The sequence below is a fragment of the Halobellus inordinatus genome (assembly GCF_024464655.1).
Classification (GTDB): domain Archaea; phylum Halobacteriota; class Halobacteria; order Halobacteriales; family Haloferacaceae; genus Haloquadratum; species Haloquadratum inordinatus.
In genome coordinates this window covers 109248-131770 of record NZ_JANHAV010000003.1, presented here as the reverse complement: position 1 = coordinate 131770, position 22523 = coordinate 109248, and the positions used below count along the sequence as shown (strand labels likewise).

The 22523-nt window shown below is 58.2% G+C and carries 19 protein-coding genes; 9 read left to right on the top strand and 10 right to left on the bottom strand.

Annotated features, from left to right (window positions below; translation table 11 throughout):
* Positions 1-34: 34 nt before the first annotated feature.
* Entirely contained in the window at positions 35-1621 is a 1587-nt protein-coding gene (locus NO347_RS07615; RefSeq protein WP_256289028.1) for a hypothetical protein, read from the bottom strand.
* A 127-nt stretch (positions 1622-1748) separates the two neighbouring features.
* Here NO347_RS07615 and NO347_RS07610 point away from each other — a divergent pair, with 127 nt between their 5' ends.
* Both NO347_RS07610 and NO347_RS07605 read left to right on the top strand, forming a co-directional pair.
* Positions 1749-2705 carry a sulfotransferase family protein gene (locus NO347_RS07610; RefSeq protein WP_256289027.1) on the top strand — a complete coding sequence of 319 codons (957 nt, stop codon included), beginning with the start codon at positions 1749-1751 and terminating at the stop codon, positions 2703-2705.
* 77 nt (positions 2706-2782) lie between these two features.
* Positions 2783-4048, top strand: a complete 1266-nt coding sequence (locus NO347_RS07605; protein ID WP_256289026.1) for a methionyl-tRNA formyltransferase — start codon at positions 2783-2785, stop codon at positions 4046-4048.
* 46 nt (positions 4049-4094) lie between these two features.
* On the opposite strand, the gene NO347_RS07600 is transcribed toward NO347_RS07605, so the two are convergent.
* The gene (locus NO347_RS07600) at positions 4095-4703 is read right to left on the bottom strand and encodes a polysaccharide deacetylase family protein (protein ID WP_256289025.1); all 609 of its coding nucleotides are present in this window, start codon (positions 4701-4703) and stop codon (positions 4095-4097) included.
* A gap of 237 nt (positions 4704-4940) precedes the next feature.
* On the opposite strand from NO347_RS07600, the gene NO347_RS07595 reads away from it, so the two are divergent.
* Both NO347_RS07595 and NO347_RS07590 read left to right on the top strand, forming a co-directional pair.
* Positions 4941-6566, top strand: coding sequence for an alkaline phosphatase family protein (locus NO347_RS07595; protein WP_256289024.1), 1626 nt, complete (start codon positions 4941-4943; stop codon positions 6564-6566).
* Positions 6566-7252: a WbqC family protein gene (locus tag NO347_RS07590; protein ID WP_256289023.1), complete on the top strand. Its 687-nt coding sequence runs from the start codon at positions 6566-6568 to the stop codon at positions 7250-7252. The genes NO347_RS07595 and NO347_RS07590 overlap by 1 nt, the downstream gene beginning before the upstream one ends.
* Positions 7253-7268: 16 nt before the next feature.
* Here the strand turns inward: NO347_RS07590 and NO347_RS07585 are convergent, their stop codons facing one another.
* From NO347_RS07585 to NO347_RS07575, 3 genes are read right to left on the bottom strand one after another with little or no spacing between them, the layout of a single operon-like run.
* Positions 7269-8249, bottom strand: a complete 981-nt coding sequence (locus NO347_RS07585) for a Gfo/Idh/MocA family protein (protein ID WP_256289022.1) — start codon at positions 8247-8249, stop codon at positions 7269-7271.
* Positions 8246-9331, bottom strand: coding sequence for a DegT/DnrJ/EryC1/StrS family aminotransferase (locus NO347_RS07580; RefSeq protein WP_256289021.1), 1086 nt, complete (start codon positions 9329-9331; stop codon positions 8246-8248). The genes NO347_RS07585 and NO347_RS07580 overlap by 4 nt, the downstream gene beginning before the upstream one ends.
* Positions 9328-9906: an acyltransferase gene (locus tag NO347_RS07575; protein ID WP_256289020.1), complete on the bottom strand. Its 579-nt coding sequence runs from the start codon at positions 9904-9906 to the stop codon at positions 9328-9330. Before NO347_RS07575 ends, NO347_RS07580 begins: the two co-directional genes overlap by 4 nt.
* A gap of 122 nt (positions 9907-10028) precedes the next feature.
* Between NO347_RS07575 and NO347_RS07570 the strand changes: the two genes are divergently transcribed.
* Together NO347_RS07570 and asnB are read left to right on the top strand one after the other, a co-directional pair.
* Positions 10029-10937 carry an NAD-dependent epimerase/dehydratase family protein gene (locus NO347_RS07570; RefSeq protein WP_256289019.1) on the top strand — a complete coding sequence of 303 codons (909 nt, stop codon included), beginning with the start codon at positions 10029-10031 and terminating at the stop codon, positions 10935-10937.
* Positions 10937-12880, top strand: coding sequence for an asparagine synthase (glutamine-hydrolyzing) (gene asnB, locus NO347_RS07565; protein ID WP_256289018.1), 1944 nt, complete (start codon positions 10937-10939; stop codon positions 12878-12880). Before NO347_RS07570 ends, asnB begins: the two co-directional genes overlap by 1 nt.
* Before the next feature lie 39 nt (positions 12881-12919).
* Here the strand turns inward: asnB and NO347_RS07560 are convergent, their stop codons facing one another.
* The gene (locus NO347_RS07560) at positions 12920-14275 is read right to left on the bottom strand and encodes a nucleotide sugar dehydrogenase (protein WP_256289017.1); all 1356 of its coding nucleotides are present in this window, start codon (positions 14273-14275) and stop codon (positions 12920-12922) included.
* A gap of 87 nt (positions 14276-14362) precedes the next feature.
* Here NO347_RS07560 and NO347_RS07555 point away from each other — a divergent pair, with 87 nt between their 5' ends.
* Genes NO347_RS07555 through NO347_RS07545 form a run of 3 tightly spaced genes read left to right on the top strand, consistent with a single transcriptional unit; the run spans position 14363 to position 17291 of the window.
* Positions 14363-15487 (top strand): DegT/DnrJ/EryC1/StrS family aminotransferase, encoded by a 1125-nt coding sequence (locus tag NO347_RS07555; RefSeq protein ID WP_256289016.1) that lies wholly within the window; start codon positions 14363-14365, stop codon positions 15485-15487.
* 44 nt (positions 15488-15531) lie between these two features.
* Positions 15532-16293, top strand: a complete 762-nt coding sequence (gene aglF / locus NO347_RS07550) for a UTP--glucose-1-phosphate uridylyltransferase AglF (protein ID WP_256289015.1) — start codon at positions 15532-15534, stop codon at positions 16291-16293.
* Between the two features lie 14 nt (positions 16294-16307).
* Complete coding sequence (locus tag NO347_RS07545; RefSeq protein ID WP_256289014.1) at positions 16308-17291, top strand: GDP-mannose 4,6-dehydratase; 984 nt, start codon at positions 16308-16310, stop codon at positions 17289-17291.
* A gap of 8 nt (positions 17292-17299) precedes the next feature.
* Here NO347_RS07545 and NO347_RS07540 read toward each other — a convergent pair whose 3' ends face one another.
* The 4 genes from NO347_RS07540 to NO347_RS07525 form a co-directional block, all read right to left on the bottom strand.
* Positions 17300-18439, bottom strand: coding sequence for a glycosyltransferase family 4 protein (locus NO347_RS07540; RefSeq protein WP_256289013.1), 1140 nt, complete (start codon positions 18437-18439; stop codon positions 17300-17302).
* A 61-nt stretch (positions 18440-18500) separates the two neighbouring features.
* Positions 18501-20318 carry a glutamine--fructose-6-phosphate transaminase (isomerizing) gene (gene glmS / locus NO347_RS07535; protein WP_256289012.1) on the bottom strand — a complete coding sequence of 606 codons (1818 nt, stop codon included), beginning with the start codon at positions 20316-20318 and terminating at the stop codon, positions 18501-18503.
* A 1-nt stretch (position 20319) separates the two neighbouring features.
* Entirely contained in the window at positions 20320-21477 is a 1158-nt protein-coding gene (locus NO347_RS07530; protein ID WP_256289011.1) for a sugar phosphate nucleotidyltransferase, read from the bottom strand.
* A gap of 51 nt (positions 21478-21528) precedes the next feature.
* Positions 21529-22485 carry an NAD-dependent epimerase/dehydratase family protein gene (locus NO347_RS07525; RefSeq protein ID WP_256289010.1) on the bottom strand — a complete coding sequence of 319 codons (957 nt, stop codon included), beginning with the start codon at positions 22483-22485 and terminating at the stop codon, positions 21529-21531.
* Positions 22486-22523: the final 38 nt, after the last annotated feature.

The window sequence follows — 22523 nt, the reverse complement described above, 5'->3', positions numbered from 1 at the left end:
CAGACGTCTCTATATGTTTTCGATACGTAAGCGATCACTCGTTGGTCGCCGTCGTCCCGGCGGCCGATACGAGCACCTCGAACGGATACACTGCGAAGCGGTCGTTGGAGAACGACGGATCGGCCGACGGCTGTTCGAGGTCGTCAGTCGGCCGGTCCATTTCCGCCAGTTTCTCTAGATCGAAGACGACCCAGTCCGGGTCGAACGCCGTCGCGAGCCAGTCCACATCGTTTGTGACGAAACTAAACTGGTCGGGGAACAGCCGGTTCAGTTCCTCCACGCTTCGCTCGGTCGTCGTCGCATTGCCGCCGATGAACTCGACGACCTTGTGTGGCGTTCTCCAAGCGACTTCGCGGGAGATGTAAGTCGGATGTGCGACGACGACACCAGCGTCCCGACTTTTAAGGAACTTGATTACACCGTCCAGTTTCTCCTGACGGTCGGGAGAGTGGAAGATATTCTTGTATGCCCACACGTAGACGACTTCGACGGCGAGGCCACCTGCGATTAACACGCCGATGAGCCACGTGTACCAGGCCCCGAACGTCGAGAGCCCCTCGACGACGAGCAGCACACTCGGTAGGAAGATGTACTCCAGATAGCGTTCGGCCTGCCCGAAAAAGAGCAAATGTGGGAGCGACGTCAGGACGAACGCGAACAGGCAGGCGACGATCCACACGCGGACGCCGTCCAGCGTCGTTATCGCGGGCTCCGAGAGCGTCGTTGCGACCAGGGCAGCGACGACCGCGATCACGAACGGATTGTCGATAAACGGTCTGAGGAATCGACTGTCGTTGAACAGTTCTAGCACGTCGTCAATCGATCGGACACCGACCACTCTACGGGCCCATCCAATGGGGTTCGGGAACGAGTGATCGAACATCTTGTACTGCTTTCGAACCGCGTAGTCATACACGTGCTCGGCGTGTCCACGGAGGATCCGAAGATATCGGCCGCCGGAGAGGACAGCGGCAACCAGGATTGATCCCGGGACAAGAAAGAGTGCGATCGGTGAGAGCACGATCGAGAAGCCGACGATGACGAACAGGTACGCTTGAAGACTGAACTTGCTAGAGAGACACATTAGCCCGCCGAGCACTACGCTCGTCGCGAGCCAACCGAGCCATCCGGTGTCCACCCAGAGGACGAACGCGAAGATGCTCGCAGTAGTGAGGACTTGCCCGGGCTTTCTCGAACTCAATCCCTGGCCGTGCGCTAGGTCTGGCCGCATAAACTGAGGCGTTGCGACCAGCAAGAGGATGGCGAACGACAACTGGGATACAGAGAGCAGTTCGAGCGGCACCAGCGCCGCGATTACCACGACGAACACGAGATCCATAATTGCGCTGAAGTACCGTTCGGTTCGAACAAGCAGCGAGCGGGGAAGGTACGAGAGGAGCCAGAGAACGAAGTACGGGTAGGCGTAGTGACCACTCGTCACGACCGGAGAGGGTTCGTCGGGACGGCGGTGACCCGAATCCTTGATGTCCTGGATCTGCAACATCTGCCCGTACGCGTCGCCCGCTGCACCGGCCGGTACCAGCACCCTGTACAGCGACCGTACGACGATGAGCGTCCCGACGACGAGCGAGAGCGTGAACAACGTCGACAACTCGACCATCGATCGTCGGTGGATTGCTCTCACCGTTATTTAATGGTGCTGGAACGCCGTCTAAGTCAGTCTCTGTCGGTCTCGTCGCGAGAATAGAGAGAAACTTTTGAGTGCTACATCAATCTTCGTACAGACAATGAGTACAGGAGCTGCTCCAGACTTCATATACGGCGGGCCGAGCAAATCGGGGTCGTCCTGGGTCTACGAGGCACTGAAAGAGCACCCGCAGATCCACGTTCCGGACCTCAAACCGGTAAATTACTTCAACACCAAGTATCATCAGGGATCAGACTGGTACCGCTCTGTCTTCGCTGAGGCCGACCCAGATCAGATCGTCGGGGAATCATCTCCAGGATACATCAACAACGAGTCTGCTCCGAAACGCGTGGCCGAGGACTTTCCTGACGTCAAAGTTATGTTCACGCTCCGGAATCCGATCGACCGAGCGTTCTCGCAGTGGTGGCACGACACCCAGAGCGGGTGGCTCAACTTCGACTTCGACGACATCTTCTTTGTCGATCAGGCCTACGAAGTGTTCATTCGACCGGGATACTACGTGAATCACGTCGAACGTTGGCAGACGGCGCTCTCCGAAGAGCAGGTCGAGATATTCCTTTTCGACGACTTCGTCGAAGACAACGCCGCGTTCATCGAATCGATCTACGAATTCATCGGCGTCGATCCCGGCTACCAACCCGATATCATTGACGAGCGTGTCAATCAGGCACGATACCGTGGACCAGCCCTGTACGACGAGATCAAAGGCTGGTTCGTTCACGACGCCCCGATATGGCTTCGGTCCGCCGTGAGTCCGGTTTATCCAGTACTCCGGAGCCTGTTCGAGAACAAGTCCGCGTACGAGGAGGGAATAGACGAGAACATCAGGAAGGAACTTGAGGTTGAGTTCGCCTCTCCGACCAAACGGCTCTCAGAAATGATCGACCGCGACCTGAACCACTGGTTCGACCACATTGATCTTGACGCAGGTGACTACCGCTCGCAGGTCACGATACCGGCGGACCACAAGTCGAAGTACCGACACTGGACCACGGACAGGATGGTGACGAAGAACTACCAGCGGCGACGCAACTGATCACTCCCGAGCCAGCGTCCCACTGAACCGCAAGGAGCATCGGAGTCTATACTTGGGTGAAGTCGGAACGTCGGAGTATGCAACCAGACGGATTTCGCCTCCTATTCGTCGGAAACAGAGGGCATTCACGATGGATACTGCGACATCTACTTGACGCTGGGTGGAACGTCGCCGGCGTCGTCACGCGAAGTGAAGGATCACCGTCGCGAGCGATTGATCGGGAACGGTTCGATGATGTCTGCGACAAGTACGATGTCCCGCTACACCGAACGGACGACATCAACGAGAGCGAGACACGGGAGTTCATTGACTCAGCCGCCCCTGATCTCGGCCTGTGCTGTGGCTGGACCCAGATTGTTTCGGAAGACATACTCGACGTTCCGACCGACGGGTTCGTCGGAATTCATGCCAGCGACCTCCCGAAGGGAAAAGGAGGTGCTCCGGTCAATTGGCAGTTGATCCTCGACAACCACGTCGGGGTGTCGCTGTTCTACTTCGTACCCGAAGTCGACCACGGCGACATCATCGCGCAGGAGCGTCTGGAGATCGAACCCAGGGACGACATCGAGACGCTGTACAACAAGGTGACAGACACCTCGTGTAGACTGCTCGACGAAGCACTCCCGGCGCTTCGTGACGGAACCGTTGAGGCGTCCCCCCAGACCTACGCCGAGGCGACGTACCTGCCACAACGCACTCCCGACGACGGTCTCGTCGACTGGTCGCGCCCCGCGACGTTCATCCACGACTGGGTGCGTGCGCTCACTCGTCCATACCCCGGCGCGTTCACCTTCTTCGAAGGGGAGCAGGTGCTGCTCTGGTCGACCGCGATGGTCGAAGGGGAGACGAAATCGGTGCATCCCGGCGAGATACTCGCGATCGACGACGGCCGTGGCGTTCTCGTCGGCACGGGCGACGGCGCCGTTCGCTTGGAACGGGTGCAGGTCGACGGGCACCCGCCGATGTGGGCGGACGACTTCGCCGAACGGTACGACCTCGCGGTTGGTGACGCGTTCGGAACGCCGAGCGACTTCCCGCAGTGGCTCTATACGAGTCTCCGGGGAGCGAACGGAGCGTTCGACTTTGAGACTAACGTCCCCCTCGGCGACAGCGGGACCACAGTGGCGGTTGCGTGCTCACACCACGACCAGCGAGAGGTCCGAATTCACGCGATCTTCGACGGTGAGACTTGCCTTGATCGAACGCGTACCGTCGACGGTTGGATTCGTGAACCGATCACCTACGCACCAGAAAAGAGCGGATCGCACACGCTCAAAATAAACTTCGAATCCGAGGACGGAACGATTGACACCCGGTATATAAAGGTCTTTTCCGGAGAGTGAGTCCGAGTGAGGTCGTGTGAAGACTGCCTCGTCGCGACGGCGTCTATCAACGAGCCACGTCTGTCAAATTCGTGGGATCCCACTTGATGTTCGACCGTTCGACTACGCACTTGTCCGCTCGGTCAAGTAACCGCCTCTGCGCAGATATGATTCGGTGCTCGAGGCATTCGTCTCTTTCCCCCCACAGAACCGGGTGAGTGAGGATCTGTAAGCGAGACGGCTTTCCGTCCTGCAGCGGAGGCTCCTCACGCCAGCGGTGGAGTGAGTCTGACTCGTACTTGATGTCTCCGAAGAACTCCGGTTCGTACGTGCTTTCGATTCCGTCGAACTGTCGGTCGAGCGTCCACGATGGAGGGTTATGAAACGCGATCGTCTCGACAATGTCGAACTCGCCCAGAGCCCGCAACGCCGTTTGCTCGGATCGAACTCTCGTCTGTAGTTCCTGCGGGTTGGGCTCTGCCTCCCAGTATCGACCCGTGTCGAAGTGGAGACCGATATCGTGGCCGAGCCTATCGATTTTCCGGAACGTCTCGCCGACGCTCTCCGATAGGGCATTGTAGAAGTCGGCGGTCACGAGTACAAAAAATGTCGAAGAGATGTCCATTTCGTGCTCTATTTCCGCAATTTCGAGTGCCTTCTCCGGATCGTAGTCCACGTCGTGACGGAGCAGTACCCACGGCTCTGCCGCGGGCCGTTCGCGATACTTGATGAAGTCGTACCCGCGGTCACGGAGATCTAGTAGAAAGTCCCGGTACCACTCGTAAGTGTAGCTTGTCATTCACCAGGTACCTTCCTCCCCGAAGAGTATAAATCCGTCAGTAACTCCGAGAATGATAGAGAATTCGACAGCACAAGCTATTTATCCGGGAGAGAGGGAACTGAGGACCATACGATGACGTCGAGTACGACTGGGCAATCAGACGACACCAATCGGAGTGTCCTTCTCGTCGGCTGGGACGGTGCGCCCCACACTCTTGTTGAAGAATTGATTGAAGACGGTGAGTTGCCGACACTGGCGGGAATCGCCGACGACGGCTACTTTGGACCACTCCACACCGTACCGTACATTATGAGTTCGTGTGCGTGGTCAACGTTTCTTACAGGGAAGAACGCCGGCAAGCACGGCGTCTACGATTTTTACGCGAACGACTTCCGCGAGGGGACCTACTTCCGGGAACCGATCAATGCGACTGACAGAGATGGCGAGGAGTTGGGCGAGATTCTGACTCGGAACGACCGCTCAATCGGTCAGATCAACGTTCCAGTAACGTACCCCGCCGCGAAGGTCGACGAGTTCGAGGTAACGGGGATGCTTACACCATCCGTTGACTCGGATGGGTTCTGTCACCCGTCTGATTTCCTTGACGACTTCGAAGAAATCGACCGGTATCGTATCGACTTGGACGAGGGCAAAGACGCCGAGAAGGACGAGTTCGTTGCAGAGATGAAAGATGTCGTCGATGCCCGGATGGAGTTAGTACTGTACTCGCTCGAACGAAGCGCTGACGTTGACGTCTACTTCGCAGTCTTCGTCGCACCGGACCGTCTTTCCCACTACTACTGGCACTTCCATGACCAGTCGCACCCGTTCACCGGAAACGAGTCCGAGGAAGACTTGGAGCAGTTCTCGGACGTATTGGTGGATCTCTTTGTAAACCTAGACGACAAGCTCGCACAGATCATCGACAAGTTCGAACGGGTCAACGGAACCGAACCACTGGTATCCGTCGTTTCGGACCACGGTATGCGCTCCCTCGAGAGGATTCTACACGTCAATAAGTGGTTGAGCGAGGAGGGATATCTAACGTTCCGAGAGGGAGAGCGCGAGGCCGTCGATGAGGACATCGAAGAGATGCTCGATGATCGCGTCGAGTACATCTTCGGGAAAGTCGACTGGGAGCAGACAGAAGCGTACGCGATGGGGAAGCGCGGTGCCATTTACGTCAACGAGGAAGGTCGAGAGCCCGAGGGCTCGGTCCCATCCGAGGAGCGTGAAAACGTCATCAAACGACTGACTGCCGACCTCGCGGAGATTCGCGACCCCGATACCGACGAGAACATCGTTGAGGCGGTCCACACGCGCAAAGAACTCTTCGAGGGACCATACGTCGACAAGGCACCCGACGTACTGCTATCGCTCTCCGAGGGCTACTACCCGTTCGGCTACGCGTTCGAACTGGAGAAAGACAACATCATCTCCACGAACGACTGGGAGGGTATGCCATTCGTGACGGGAATCGAAGACGGCCCAGGCATTGTCGGGATCGCGGGCCCAGGCGTCGACGACACCGCAAGCGAACTCGATCTCGGACTTGCGGATATCACGCCGACGATCCTGCACTACCTTGGACTTCCGGTTCCTGAAGATATGGACGGCCGAGTCGCCCACGAACTGTTCTCCGACGAGCTCAGCGAGGACGTGACCTACGAGCGTGCAGTCGAACAAGCCAGAGCCAACGACAGCGAGCGGGACGCTGACAGCGTGAAAGACCGCCTCGAAGACCTCGGATACCTCTGATGACACGGAAGATTGTCGCAGCTCATCAGCCGAACTACCTCCCGTGGATCGGCTACTTCCACAAAATCCACGAGAGCGACGTGTTCGTGGTGCTTGACGACGTGGAGTACAGCTCTGGGAGCTGGATTAACCGCAACAAAATCAAGACTCCGGACGGCTGGAGCTGGCTGAGCGTTCCGGTCGGAGACACCAGTGTGCCGATAAACGAGGTCGAGATTGCGGGGAACGGCGACTGGCGTGAAGAACACTGGAAGAGCTTCCAGCAGAATTACGCGAACGCGAACGAGTTTGAATCACTAGCATCATTCCTGGAGGAGACGTACGACCGTGAGTGGGCTTCCCTTGACGCGCTGAACGTCCACCTGCTCAAAGGTATTTGCGACCGCGTTGGGATCGAGTACTCGTTTGTCCACTCCTCTGAACTGGACACTGAGAGTACCGGGGCGGAAAGGCTGGCCGAACTCTGTGACCAGGTTGACGCAGACGTGTACCTCTCAGGAATGGGTGCTGACGGCTATATGCAACACGAGAGCTTCAAAGAAATCGGCGTCGCGGTTGAGTACCAGGACTTCGAGCACCCGACGTACCGACAGCGGTTCGATGGCTTCGAGCCGTATATGTCGTTCGTCGATGCCGTGATGAATGTTGGACCGAAAGAGGCGATAGCGCTCCTCGATTCGCTGTAAGTAGGTGCTGACGGGCCTATACTCCGTTTTTGATCGCGTCGGTGATTTCGCTTGCCAGTCGGACAGCCTCAAGTCCGGATTCGCCATCGGTTCGGGGGGTGCGTCGCTCGCGCACGCAGGAGAGGAAGTGTTCGAGTTCCTGTTTGAGTGGCTCACGGGTTCGAACGTATGGTGATTCAGTGATGGTTTCGGTTCGATATCCGGCTTGATCAAAGACGGTCGTAGTCGTCTCCTGGCCCCGCCGTTGGAGAGTAATCGACTGCTCCTGATAATCGAGCGTGATGTAAGCGTCACGTGTCGTCGCACTTAGCGTCCGGATCTTACCACTCGTCACCTGTGACGCAGTGACTGTTGCGACTGGCCCGTTCTCGAAGCTAAATTGGGCGATTGCATGGTCACAGTGGTCCGACCTGTCGGTGGTCCCAATGGCGTTCAACGCCGAAACAGTATCTCCAGAGAGGGTAGTGACGATGTCGATGTCGTGGATCATAAGATCGAGCACGACGTTTTCGTCGGCGAGGTGCTCATTGAACGGGCCAAGCCGGTGGGCCTCAAGCGCGATCAAATCTTGCTGCTGGAGAACCTCAGCGAGCGTTTCGACCGCTGGGTTGTAGCGCTCGATGTGGCCGACCTGCAAGATCGCATCATAATCGGTCGCAAGATCAACGATCTCGCGAGCGTCCGCAACAGTGTTGGCAAGTGGTTTCTCGATGAGGACATCGAGTTCGAGATCCGTTATGCACTGTCGCGCCACAGGAAGGTGCAAGTCGTTCGGAACGGCAATCGTCGCCGCTCGTGCTTGCTCGATGTCACTCACGCTGTCGTGAACACGAACGTCATACTCCTCCCGAATCGTCGCAGCAGTCTCGGTGTTAGGCTCAACTACCTCTACGAGATTCGCACCAGGGAGTTCGTCGTACACTCGGATGTGGTTCGCACCCATATTCCCGGCACCGATGACGGCGACAGGGACTGGATCATCATCGAATGAACTCATCGCGTTACCTCCGTTAGTCCGGCCTCGACAGCGTCAGCGACAGTGTCGAGGCCAGTGTCCGAAACCTGAGGATGGACCGGAATTGAGAGCACGCTCTCGCTGGCTTTCCGCGCCGCGGGAGCATCACAATCTCGCTCGTAAGCTGGTTGATCCGGGATTGGATGCGGGTAGTAGACGCCGTATCCGACGCCATACTCGTCGAGCGTGCAGCTCACCGCATCCCGATCAGGGACGCGGATGGTGTACTGATGGAACGAGTGTGTCCGGTTGTCGGGAACTGTCGGAGGGATCACATCCTTGTCCGTCAGTCGATCAGAGAGGTATGCAGCGTTTTCGCGACGAATGTCGATCCATTCTGGCAACCGGTCAAGTTGATCTTTCCCGATCGCTGCTTGAATATTCGTCATTCGGAAGTTATAGCCAGGGAACTCGTGTTCGTACGTGTCTGTCCGACCGTGGTTTATAACTTGCCGCGCGCGTGCGGCAATCTCGTCGTTGTCTGTTGTGATCATACCTCCTTCTCCCGTCGTCATATTTTTCGTCGGATAGAATGAGAACGCCGCGGCGTCGCCGATAGAACCGACCTGCTCTCCCTCATAGGTAGCTCCGTGAGCCTGTGCAGCGTCTTCGAAGAGATGACAATCAAACTCGTCAGCGAGTGTCTGGAAAGCGTTCATCTCGGCGGGCAGTCCGTAGAGGTGGACCGGCATAATCGCATCGACGTCGACGGTCTCGAGGATCGCACGAGCGGCGTCCGGATCGAGGTTATACGTTTCTGGATCGATGTCAGCGAAGACAGGCTCTGCCCCGGCGTGGACGACAGCGTTCGCACTCGCCACAAACGAGAACGGGCTCGTGAGAACGACGTCTCCATCTCCGATACCTGCCGCCTCGAACATCGCGTGTAACGCAGTCGTACCGGACGAGGTCGCAATTGCGTGCTCGACGCCGACGTACTCGGCGAACTCCGATTCGAACTCCCTGACGACCTCTCCGTCAGCGATCATCCCCGAGTCGAGAACGTCACAGACGGCCTCTTTCGCTGCTTCGGATACGACGGGATTCGCGATGGGAACGCTCACAGATTGTTCCCTCCATGTAACTCTGTCGGCAGCTCCCGGTGGACCGCCGGTGTACCGATAGCCAGTGTTTCAGGAGGTACGTCTTCTGTCACTACTGTGCCCGCCGCGACGAATGCGCCTTCTCCGACCGTCACATTAGGCAAGACTGTCGCATTCGCGCCGATCGAGACGTCATCTTTCAGTGTCGGGCCTGTTAGCTGATAATCCGACCGGACCGGATACATATCGTTCAGCAGAGTCGCGTTGGGGCCGAGAAACACTCGGTCACCGATGTCGGTTTCGCTCGGGACGTACACCCCAGTTTGCATACTAACACCATTGCCAACGACAGTATTCCCGTCGATGACGGCCTGTGTTCCGACAAGGACGTCTTCGCCAAGGGCTGTGTGTTCGCGGACGAGCGCGTGGTGGCCGGTCTGGAATCCGGGGCCTGCCGATACGTCGTCGTAGATGATGGTACCTGCCCGGACAATGCTGCCGTCACCGATAGAAGGAGGTGACGAGTCAGGCCCATATTCCACACCGACCGTCGCTGTCGGAGCGATTTCGGGTGACTCGTCGGCGTCCGTGTTCATCGAACTTCCGTTGTTAGTACACCCACATAGGTCCGTTGGTACCAGATAGTTGATAGGGATTTGCCACCTCCGAAAGTCTCGAAAGTGGTAGACTTATGTAAGCCGAGAATCGGTTCACAGGTATGGACGTAGCCATTTTCGGTGCTGCTGGATTCGTTGGACGGAACCTCGTCGACGAACTTACTGAGACTGAGCATACCGTATACGCGTGCGACATCGAACCAATGGAATACGACGCTAGCAACGTCGAATTCGTCGAGGTAGATATCACCGACGAGGCGGCCGTCGATTCGGTCGTCTCGAAGGTCGACACCATTGCACATCTCGCTGCCCACCCCTTACCCGCGAGTACCGAAAATCCCAAGCTCAACGCTGAAATAAACGTCGTCGGAACCCTCAACATACTCGATGCAGCCCGGGAACACGACGTAGACAAGGTTTTCTTCTCCTCTGCATCGTCGCTCGTCGGGGAAGTAGAGGAAGTGCCGGTCCCCGAAAGCCATCCTGCGTCCCCGCAGTCCCCCTACGGGGTCGCCAAGCACGCTATTGAGGAGTATCTCGAGGTGTACAACCAACTCTACGACCTCGATTATCTCGTCTTTCGGTTCTTCAACGTCTACGGGCCATACCAGCCACCGGAATCTGGTGCACTAGTTCCGGTTGTCCTCTCGCGAATTGCGCAGGACAAGGGTGTGTTCGTCACTGGTGACGGCTCCCAGACGCGCGATTTCATCTACGTGAGGGACATCACGGAGTTCATCGTTGAAGGGTTGGAAGGAGACGTAAAGAACGAAGTCGTCAATATGGGCCGTGGGGTGGAAACGTCGATCCTCGACGCCATTAACCTAATGGCAGACGTCGTCGACGTGGATCCAGAAATCGACCGCAAACCAGAGCGCCCCGACGAGATCGACAACTTCTACGCTGATACGAGTAAGTGTGAACAGCTGTTTGGGCGCGTTCCGGACACCGATTTCGAGACTGGTCTCGAAAAGACGTACAACTGGCTTGAGGCGACGCTCGAAGACTGATGTGCGGTATCTGTGGAGCCATCGGGCTCGAAGACCAAGAAGTCCTCGACGATATGTCGGCCTGTCAGCGTCATCGCGGGCCTAACTCGACAGGCACGCACTTCGACGATGGTGTAATGCTGGCGAATCAACGCCTCAGCATTATCGATGTTGACGGCGGTGACCAGCCGATATACAACGAGGAGGGCGATATCGTCGTTGTGTATAACGGGGAGATCTACAACTTCCAGGCGCTCCGCAGAGAACTAGAAAACCGCGGCCACGAGTTCACGACTCAGAGCGACACCGAGGTTCTCGTCCACGGCTACGAAGAATACGGGAAAAGCATCTTCGAACGGCTGAATGGGATGTTCGCGGTCGCGTTGTACGACGCATCACGCTCTCGACTCCTCTTGGCTCGGGACCGCGCCGGTATCAAACCGCTCTACGTGGCCCCACAGGACGAGGAATTCCTGTTCGCTAGCGAGCCCAAATCGATTCTACGGAGCGGCCGAGTGTCGCCAGCAGTCGACGCTGATGCACTCGGATACTTCCTCCAACTCAGATACTCGCCCCCCCACACATCTCTGTTCGACGGAATCGAGACTGTCCAACCGGGCACCGTTGTCGACGTCCGTTTGCAGGAAGAAGGCTATACAGCGACGACAGAGGAATACTGGGACTTGTCGATGACGCCCACCGATCCGCCGGTGGACCCCGTGAAAGCAGTTCGCAACGCGTTGGGTCGGGCAGTGCGCCGACAACTCGTCAGCGAAGTGCCTGTTGGCTTCTATCTCTCGGGCGGTCTCGATACGAGCAGCGTCGTCGCAATGGCTGACGAACACACGGACGAGCCGGTACACACGTTCTGTATGGGATTTTCTGACAGCCGTTGGGACGAACGGGACGATGCCCGGGCAGTTGCCGACCACTTTGGGACGAACCACCACGAGATTGTGATTGAGCAGGAGTATATGCAGGACTTCCCGGCGATGATCTGGCACGCTGACGAGCCCAAGCGGAACCTCTACCCCTACTACGTCGCGCAGGAGATGAGCGATCACGTGACTGTCGCGCTCGGTGGACTCGGCGCAGATGAACTGTTCGGTGGGTACGTGTACCGCTATTCTCGTCTCGGCCAACTGGAGGCACTTCGATCTCCAGCACTCGCCGACACTCGGCAGGGACTCGCAGAGATCTCTGAAACGCTCTTCGATATGCAGGTCGGTGGCGATCAGTTTAAGCAGGACTCTCAGCTTGAAGACATCGAACTGATGCGCTCTCTCGACGACCCGGCGCAACTCTACGTTCTCTTGAACAGCACCGACGTCATCGCCAGCCAGGAACTCTACGAAGAGCGCGCATTTGGCGAGCGGCTGCAGGATCGAGTTCCTCCCTCAGAAGTCATTGAGGACCGACACACCAGTGATTCCGACCTTGATCTGCGGGAGTCTGCCCTCCAGTGGGACTTTACGGTAAAACTCCCCGATGATTTCCTCTTGGTTGAGGATCGGACGAGTATGGCGCACTCGCTGGAGAGTCGAGTTCCGTTCCTCGACAACGATCTCATCGACTTGGCGTTCTCTCTCCCGCTGTCAGAGAAGTTCGGTGAAACCGGAAGTAATGTCAATGCGGGAAAAGCCGTCCTCCGGAAAGCTATGCGGGACGTCCTGCCGGCAGTCGTATTCGAGAAGGATAAGCAGGGGTTCACGATGCCGACCTACCCGTTCGTTCGGGATGAGATGCTTCCGCATGCACGGAATATCCTGAACGATCCACACGTCGTTCGCGAAGGCTTCGTGCAGCAGTCGTATCTCGACCGCCTACTCAACGGATCTCCACGAAAAGATCTCACACCCCATTATAAACTGCTCTGGAAGATCGTAGGGCTAGAGATCTGGTATCAGATGTACATTGTGGGAGATGCGGCCGGGCCGCAGTCCCTGGAAGAATACTATACCTGAGTCGGGGCAGACTGATACGTTGGTCGTCTCCGGCGGTGGTTACTCGTATTTCGTCGCGCTCGTCCCGTCGCCGATGCGTGCGTACGTAAACGAATCCACAGCGTCCCGATCGAAGAATCGGCGCCCGTCTACGAGGATCTCCGAGCGCATCTTGTCGGCCAGGTCGTCGAGGTCGATCTGCTCGTACTCGTCGTGAGCGGTTGCGAGTACGACACCGTCGAGGTCATCCACAGCGAGGGGGTCCGAAACAGGAGTTGCGCCGGATTCGCGAATCTCCTCGGTATCCAAGAGCGGATCGTGCGCGAACGTCTCCGCGCCCTGTTCTCGGAGATGATTGATCACATCAAGCGCCGGGGCATATCTGGTTTCGTGAACACCCGCACGATAAGTGATGCCCAGCACGAGGATGTTCGCGTTGCCCAGCGGCCGTTCCTGTCCCGCAAGTAACGATTCAAGAACCGACACGGCGTGGGTAGGCATTCCATCGTTGACAGCGCGTGAGGTCTCCTGTAGCGGTGTGTCGTCTGCACGCTCGATAACGAAGTGTGGATAAACTGGGATACAGTGGCCGCCAACGCCGATTCCCGGGACGTGGATGTCACAGAAGGGCTGTGTGTTCGCAGCCTCGAATACCTCTTCGCTGTCGATTCCCCACTGCTCGCAGACCTTACCGAGTTCGTTCGCGAGCGCGATGTTGGTGTCTCGGTAGACCCCCTCGAAGACCTTTATAGCCTCCGCAGCACGTGGGCTGCCAAGTTCGATGACGCCTGGCTCGTTGAATGCCTCGTAGAACCGCGCTGCTGCTGTCGTACTTGCCCTATCAAGGCCGCCGACAATCTTCGGATAGGATTCGGTCAAGTCTTCGACGACACGGCCTGCATAGGTCCGCTCTGGACAATAGGCGACGCCAAAGTCCTCGCCGGCGGTGAGATTGCCTGTTTCGACGGTTTCGACGACGACATCTTCGGTCGTCCCTGGCGGGACCGTACTCTCGAGAACAACTAGGTCACCGGAGGAAAGACCAGCCGAAATATCTTCTGCGGCAGCGAGAACGGGGTCAAGGATCGGCTGATTATCGTCGTCAACGATGGTTGGAACGAGCATAACCGTGATATCTGCGGCCTCGGCAGCAGCCGCTCCGTCTGTCGTTGCCTCCAATCGGTTCCCCGCATAGCGATCGACCAACTCTGGAAGTTGTGGTTCGTTCTTGACCGGACACTCCCCAGCATTAACAGCATCAACCACGGTCTCGTCGATATCGACGCCGATCACGTCCGCACCAGCGTCGGCGACGACAGCAGCGAGCGGAAGTCCCATTTTCCCGAGGCCGAAGACCGCAACAGTCGTCCGACCAATATCAAAGTCTATTCCCGCGTCAGCGCTGTAGACGTCCATCTTTGGGGAGAATTTCCAGTCCCTCGACTTAACGCGTTCGGCACTAGACGGGATGATTTATACACCGCAAAACGAAGGCTTGGATAGATGTCTGATCGGATACCACTGATCGAACCCGTCGTCGGCGACCAGGAACTTGAGAACGTTCGCGAGGTTCTCGAATCTGGATATATGACTCAGGGACCGTTCGCAGAAGAGTTCGAAGAGAAGTTTACGGAGCTGTGTGATGCGACACACGCAATTACTGTCACATCGTGTACGACTGGGCTCGAACTCGCGCTCGAAGCTTACGACATCGGTGACGGTGACCAAGTAGTTATCCCCGACTTTACGCACCCGGCGACCGGGAACGCCGTCGAACACGTCGGCGCTGAAGCGGTACTAGTCGACGTCGATCGCGAGACGTACAACATCGACACCGACGCGGTGCGCGACGCTATGAGCGACGACACTGCTGCTATTATGCCAGTCTCGTGGGGCGGTCAACCCCTCGATCACAAACCGCTGCAAGCGATTGCCGACGAATACGACGTCCCTATCATTGAGGACGCTGCGTGTGGTGCTGGTGCCGAATTCGAGGGGCACGCTGTCGGGTCACAGTTCGACGTAAGCGTGTTCAGTTTCCACCCGCGGAAGGTTCTAACGACTGGTGAAGGTGGGATGATTACGACGGACGACGACGAGGCCGAGCGCGCGATGCGCAGCATCAAGAACTTCGGGACCGATCCGAGCGGCGATGGTTTCGGATTCTTCCGCAAGGATGCGACGAATTTCCGCTTCAGCGACATCCTCGCAGCTGTCGGCGTCGCCCAGATGGAGAAGCGAGCTGATATCGTCGGACGGCGGCGTGAGATTGCAGCACTGTATGATGATCTCCTCGCTGAGGTAGAGGGTGTTACCGCACCGGCAGTTGTCGAAGGCGGCACGCATAACTACCAGAGCTATTGCGTCTATATCGAGGCTGGCGACGACAACCTCCGAGACGACCTCATCGATACCTTGGGCGAGAGCGGCATCGAGACCCAGATCGGAACGTACGCACTGTCTGACACCGAAGCGTTCGAGGACGCCAAGGGCGCCGAAACCGTCGAAATCTCTGTTGAGCTGCAAAACAATCTCCTTACGCTGCCGATTTCTCACTCGATGGACGAGGCGGACCAGCGCCGTGTCGTCGACGAGCTTTCGTCCGCTATCGACGAACTCACAGCATAGCGAGCGGCAGAAGGTATTTTAATCGGACACCTTCCAATACAGGTATGAAAGCTGTCGTCCTAGCCGCTGGAGAAGGGACTCGTCTTCGCCCCTTGACAGAAGACAAGCCGAAAGTGTTGGTCGAGGTAGACGGCAAACCACTCATTGAGGACGTCTTTGACAACTTACTCGACATTGGTATCGACGAATTTGTCGTCGTCGTCGGCTACAAGAAAGAGAAGATAATGGAGCGCTACGGTGATGAGTACAGAGGTCGTCCAATCACCTACGCGCACCAACGGGAACAACTGGGCCTCGCACACGCTCTTCTCCAAGCCGAGCCACACATCGACGACGATTTCGTGTTGATGCTCGGAGACAACGTCTTCCGAGGCAACCTCGGTGATGTCGTCAACCGGCAGCAGGAAGATCGTGCCGACGCGGCCTTCCTCGTCGAAGAAGTCCCGATGGAAGACGCTTCACGGTACGGCGTCTGCGACACCAACGAGTATGGTGAGATCCAGCGCGTGGTAGAGAAACCCGACGATCCACCGTCAAACCTCGTAATGACCGGCTTCTACACGTTCACTCCAGCCATCTTCCACGCGTGCCATCTCGTCCAGCCCTCTGATCGCGGCGAGTACGAACTCCCGGATGCAATCGATCTCTTGATCCAGTCCGGACGAACCATCGACGCAATTCGTTTAGATGGCTGGCGTATCGACGTTGGATTCCCAGAAGACCGCGATCGGGCTGAAGATCGCTTACCGGAGGCTCAACTACAGACGGCCTCGGAACCGGAACCGGAAGCGACAAACGAACCCTAATCGAACCTGGCCGTATGCAAGTTCTCGTCACGGGCGGTGCGGGGTTCATCGGTTCGAATCTCGCGGAAGGACTCCTCCGAGAGGGACATCAGGTCGTCGTTCTCGACAAATTCGATCCATACTACGACCTCGGGATCAAAGAACACAATCTCGATGTCTGTCGTCGGGTGGGCGACGAACGTTTCGAGTTTGTCGAAGGCTCGACGACTGACGACGAACTCGTTGAGGAAATCATCGCGGGACACGATGTCGACGTCATTTTTCACGAAGCGTCGAAGGCTGGTGTCCGCACTAGCGTCGAACAGCCAAAAGCTTACAACGAGAACAACATCGACGGAATCGTAACTGTCCTCGAAGCGGCTGCAGACCACGGCGTCGAACGCGTTGTGAACGCTTCGTCATCCTCCGTGTACGGTGTCCCAGAGTATCTTCCGTACGACGAGGAGCACCCGAACCACCCAAAAAGCCCCTATGCGGTCACAAAGCTCGCAGCCGAACACTACTGCAACGTCTACAACGACCTGCGGGATGTTGCAACGGTTAATCTCCGCTACTTCACGGTTTATGGACCCCGAATGCGTCCGAATATGGCAATCTCGAACTTCGTCTCACGCTGTTTGAACGATGAGCCACCGATCATCTACGGCGATGGCCAGCAAACCCGGGACTTCACCTACATCGACGATATTGTCGAGGCGAACCTGGAGTTGTTAGAAACCGATGCTGCAGACGGTGAGGCGATGAACATCGGTTCAAGCGACAACATTTCGATCCGCGAACTCGCCGAGTACGTCGTCGAAGAGACCGGCGCCGACGTTGATATCGTCCACGAAGACGCGAAAGACGCCGATGCTCGTCACACGCATGCGGATGTTTCGAAGGCCGGCGAACTCATCGATTACGAACCGAGCACGGATATTCGGGAGGGCGTCGCCAATTTCATCGACTGGTACAAAGCGAACCGCGAGTGGTACGAGCCGCTCGTGCGAAGTTCATAGACAGCCAGTCAGTGTTCCACCTCTGATAGTAACTCTCGATACCGAGCCTGTGCTGCGCTGAAGCTGTACTCGTCTTCGATCAACGCCCGGCCACGATCGCTTACGCTCGCAAGTGCAGTATCCGTCGAGATGATGTCCTCGATATCGTGGAGAATTGCCTCTGCCTCTCGGTCGCGCATCAGAAATCCAGTTTCGTCCTCTTTCACGACGTCGGGGACTCCCGAGACTGGCGTTGCATAGACTGGTGTTCCACACGCGAGCGATTCCAGTATCGTCGTCGGCAAGCCTTCTGTTGGATGCGAAGGCATCACGAGCAGCTTCATCCGATTCAACTCGACAGGAACGTCTTCGTGATCGACCCACCCGGCGAGTTCGACAGCTCCGACCTCGATCTCCTCTGATAGTTCGGACGCGAGCCACTCGTACAGTGGTCCGTCTCCGACGAAGCGGAACGTGACGCCTTCTGGAAGTCGCTTTGCAACCTCAGCCAGTTCGCGGATCCCTTTCTCTTCGTCGAGACGGCCCACAAAGCCAACGACGTCATCGCGATCGCCGAATGGAGTCGTTACCGAGAAGCGTTCTGTGTCGACGTACCGTGCACCGTGTGGATACACACGGTCAGAGTCCGGATCCACTCCGAGCTCCCGGGCCATATTTGGGGTGTACGTCACGACACGGTGAGCCGCGGCAAATCCCGCGGATTCGAGGAGCCCCACAGATCCTGCCAGTCCCCGCGCGACGGCCGACGGTAGTCGTTGCTCCCAGTTGAGGCGGAGCGTTAGGGGAACGTCGCCACGAGGTTCAACGAGCACTGTCTTCCCAACCGCACGCGCGAACAGAATCGGCAGGAGATAGGAGGTAGCTCCAAAAAACAGCACGACGGGCTCGCGTCGCCGCCGAAGCACCAGACACATCCGAATCTGATTCAGTACGAATCGGAGTGCTGCAACGAGGATGTGATCGCCGGCCCCCTTCGAGGTGAGTTCGATCACGTCCCGCGTGTCACGGATCGACGACTCCTCAGGGAGATCTGCAGTGACTAAACTGACGGGACCAATGGAAGCCAGAATATCCAGCAACGTCCGCGTCGCATTCTCTCCTGCTGCACTCAGCGGATGCGTGACGACACAAACTCCCCTGTCGGACATATACTGAAACCTTCCAAGGGTGAAATATAGAAGTGACGAGACTACGTTACTGTAGCAGCCACTACTCTACCGTCACGCTCTTCGCTAGGTTTCGTGGCTTGTCGATAGCCCGACCCTTCAGATTCGCCACGTGGTAACTGAACAGTTGGAAGTAGACGTTCGCCACGAGTGGCTCTAGCTCGCCCAGTTCGGGCACCCAAAACACCTCATCGGCGAATTTCTCAGCATCCTCTACCGTGTCAGAGGCACACCCGATCACGGGTGCCCCCCGAGATTCCACCTCTTTCACGTTATTCAGCGTCTCGTCAGCGTTGGCCCCCTCAGTCAACACGGCCAGCACAGGCGTCTCAGATGTCACGAGCGCCAGCGGCCCGTGCTTTAGTTCCCCCGCAGGGAACCCCTCGGCGTGATCGTACGAAATCTCCTTCAGCTTCAGCGCTCCCTCTAACGCAACCGGAGCCCCTAACCGTCGCCCGATGAAGAAGAACGCGTCGCCGTCGGCGAACTCTTCTGCTGCCAGACGCACCTGCTCCTCGTTATCCAACACCTGTTGTACGGCCCCTGGCAAGCCACGGACGTCGGACAGCAACTCCTGGGCGTCCGCCGTCGAAATCGTCCCGCGCTGCCGACTCACGTGTACCGCCACTAGCGTTAGCGTCGCCACCTGTGAACAGAACGTCTTCGTCGCGGCAACGCCAATTTCCGGGCCGGCGCGAATGAACACCGTATCGTCCACCAGTCGGGTCACCGTGCTCCCGAGCGTGTTCGTCACTGCGAGCGTCCGTGCACCGGCGCGCTTGGCCCGCTTAAGTGCCGACAGTGTGTCGGCCGTCTCGCCGCTCTGCGTGACGGCCACGACGAGGGTCCGCCACGGGTCGCGTCCGCCGTCGAATTCGTACTCCGAGGCGACCTCCACGGAGGTGCGAACGTCGGCGTGCTCCTCGAACAGCTTCGCCGCATAGAGTCCCGCGTGATACGACGTCCCGCAGGCGATGAACTGCACTTCCTCCAGCGAGTTCAGGTACTCTTTCGGCAGGTCGATCTCCAGGTCGACTTCCCCTTTCATCTCGTCGACCCGACCGGAAATCGCTTGGCGAAGCGCCGTCGGCTGCTCGTGGATTTCCTTGAGCATATAGTGCTCGTAACCGCCCTTCTCAGCCGCTTCGGCGTCCCAGTCGACCTCCTGCACCGCCCGTGAGACTTCCTCGCCGTCGACGTACACCGTCGCGCCCTCTTCGGTGATATGAATCACGTCACCTTCTTCCGGATAGCTCACGCGCCGGGTGTGTTCGACGAACGCGGGGACGTCGCTCGCGAGGAACGTGCCGTGGTCGGCGAATCCAAGCACGAGCGGGTTTCCGCGTCGCGTCGCGACGATGCCATCGCGGCCCGCGACGACGACGCCGAGCGCGTAGTTCCCTTTGAGCCGATCGACGACGCTCGAAACCACGTCGACGAGGTCACGCTCGGGATCGAGTTCCTCTTCGACGAGGTGCGGGACGACCTCTGTGTCGGTATCGCTCGTGAACTCGTGACCGCGTGCTTCGAGCTCTTCCCGCAGCGTATCGTAGTTCTCGATGATCCCGTTGTGGACGACCGCGACGTCGCCCGATTCGTTCGTGTGCGGATGAGCGTTCACGTCCGTGGGCTCGCCGTGCGTCGACCACCGCGTGTGGCCGATTCCCATCGTCGCCGTCGAACTGTCCGGCAGAATTTCAGTGAGCGCCGAGAGCTCGCCCTCTTTCTTGTAGACGTCTAGGGATCCTCCACCGAGGGCAACCCCCGCCGAATCGTAGCCGCGATATTCGAGGTTCGAGAGCCCGTCTCTCAGGATCGGCAATGCGTCTTCCCGACCGACGTATCCGATGATTCCACACATCTTATCCCCTCCGCACGACCGCGTCGTGTTCGATCCGCCCGCTCACGTGACACCCCGATTCGACAGTCGTCTGATTGCCGAGCACGGTTCCCGGCGAAAGCGTGACGCCACCGCCCAGCGAGCCGTTGTCGCCGACGACACCGCCGAGTCGTACTTGTTCGTACACGTCGCTGTCGACGACGACGTTCGTCTCGCCACCTTCGACCGTCGCATTCGGACCGATCGAGGCGTTCTCACCGACGATACAGTCACGAACGACCGCGCCGTCACCGATCCGCGCATCCGGAAGCACGACCGCGTTCGCGACGACGGCGTTCGATCCGATCACCACGTTGTCGCCGAGTGACGTGCCGGGTAACACTGTCGCCCCCGGTCGGATGCGAACGTCGGATCCGAGCGACGTCTGGTCGACGACCGTCGCTCGTTCGTGGATAGCGGCCGTCGATGGTTCAGATGGTTCGAGCCGGTCGAGCACGCGACCGTTGACCGAGAGCACGTCCCAGAGGTGAGAGACGTCGAGCCAGAGGCCGTCGAACGGGACAGCACGCAGCCCGTCACGGCGTTCGCGGAGCGCGGTCGTGATCCCCAGCTCGCCTTCGGCCTCCGCAGACCGCAAATCCTCGAAGATCGAGTCGTCGAGTCCGTACACGCCGGCGTTGATGTAATCGGTCTGTACGGTGTACGCTGGCGGTTTCTCCTCGATAGAGCGAACCGTCCGGCCTTCGAGCTCGACGACGCCGTAGTTTTCGGGGTGCTTGTGCCGTGTCACAGCGATGATGGACTTTCCCGTGCTGCGTCGCTCGTCCATAACCGCCGAAATCGCACTCGGTTCGACGATCCGGTCGCCGTTGAGCGCGATGAACTCGCCTTCGACCTGTGATTCGGCTTGCAATAGCGCGTGACCGGTTCCGAGTTGCGTCTTCTGGACGGCGTACTCGATATCGACGTCCCAGTCGTCGCCGTCACCGAAGTAGCTCTGAATCCGTTCGCGCTTGTAGCCCACGACGAACACGAACTCCTCGATACCCGCCTCGCGTGCGGCTTCGAGGACGTGTTCGAGAAGGGGCTGATTGCCAATGGGAATCATCGGCTTCGGCCGCGTCCGCGTGAGCGGCCTGAGTCGCGTCCCCTCGCCGGCGGCGAGGACAACTGCCTTCATACTCTCTGTCTCGGGATGGACTGTGTTCAATATTTTGTGTCGAACGTTCGTTTACGACTCGTTCTGCCGGAGCGCTCGCCGGACCGCCTCTTCGACTGTATATTGGGTCTCGAATCCGAGTCGCTCCCGTGCAGTTGCGGTATCGACGGTGAAGTCCGGCCCGGTGGGCTGGCTCTCTCGCGGGTCCTCGACGTACTCGATCTCCGGCTCGTAACCTCGTTCCTCCTGACAGACGCGCTGGATCAGTTCCGCGACGTCGATGACGCTCAACTGTTCACCGCTCGCGAGCGGGATGTCTGTAGCGCCGTTATCTCCGTCCAACAGGGCCGAAACGGAGTGCCGGTACGCGCGGGCGACGTCCTTCACGTGGATGAAATCGAACGTCTGCGTTCCAGGTCGGTGGATCGTCAGCGGCTCGTCATCCAATGCGTGTCGGACGAAGATGTTGATTACTGTCTCCTTGGTCACCTCCTCTCTTCCGAACTCGTGCGTCCCGTAGAGGTTCGCAGTGAGGAACAGGTGTGCGGGGAACGCACCGCGGGCGAGATCGTGGATGTCGTCCTCGTTCATCTTCTTCGTCAGGCCGTAGAGACTCACCGGATCCCGCGGGTGTTCGGCTCCGATCGGGAACTCGACCGGTTCGCCGATCACAGCCATACTGGAGGCAAAAGCCAGCGGAACCCCGTGTTTGTGACAGAACCACGCGAGGTTCTCGGTTCCTCGCACGTTGACCGAGAACGCACGGTCGGGGTCGCTTTCACAATCTGGAATCCCGCTGATCGCCGCGAGGTGACAGACCGCGTCGACATCCGACAGCGCTGTCTCCAGTCGCTCCTTGTCGCGAACGTCGAGTTCGACGAACTGTGCGTCCGGGAATGTCGAGATCTGCTGTCCGGATAGATCGTCGATCGCAACTACGTCAGCGCCCGCATCCAGAAATTCGCGGACCACTCGCGAGCCGATGTAGCCGCCGGCCCCCGTGACCGCGATCCGTCGAGAATCGAGCATACCCGCAGTTTTCGGGGCACGGACATACCTTCTTCGAG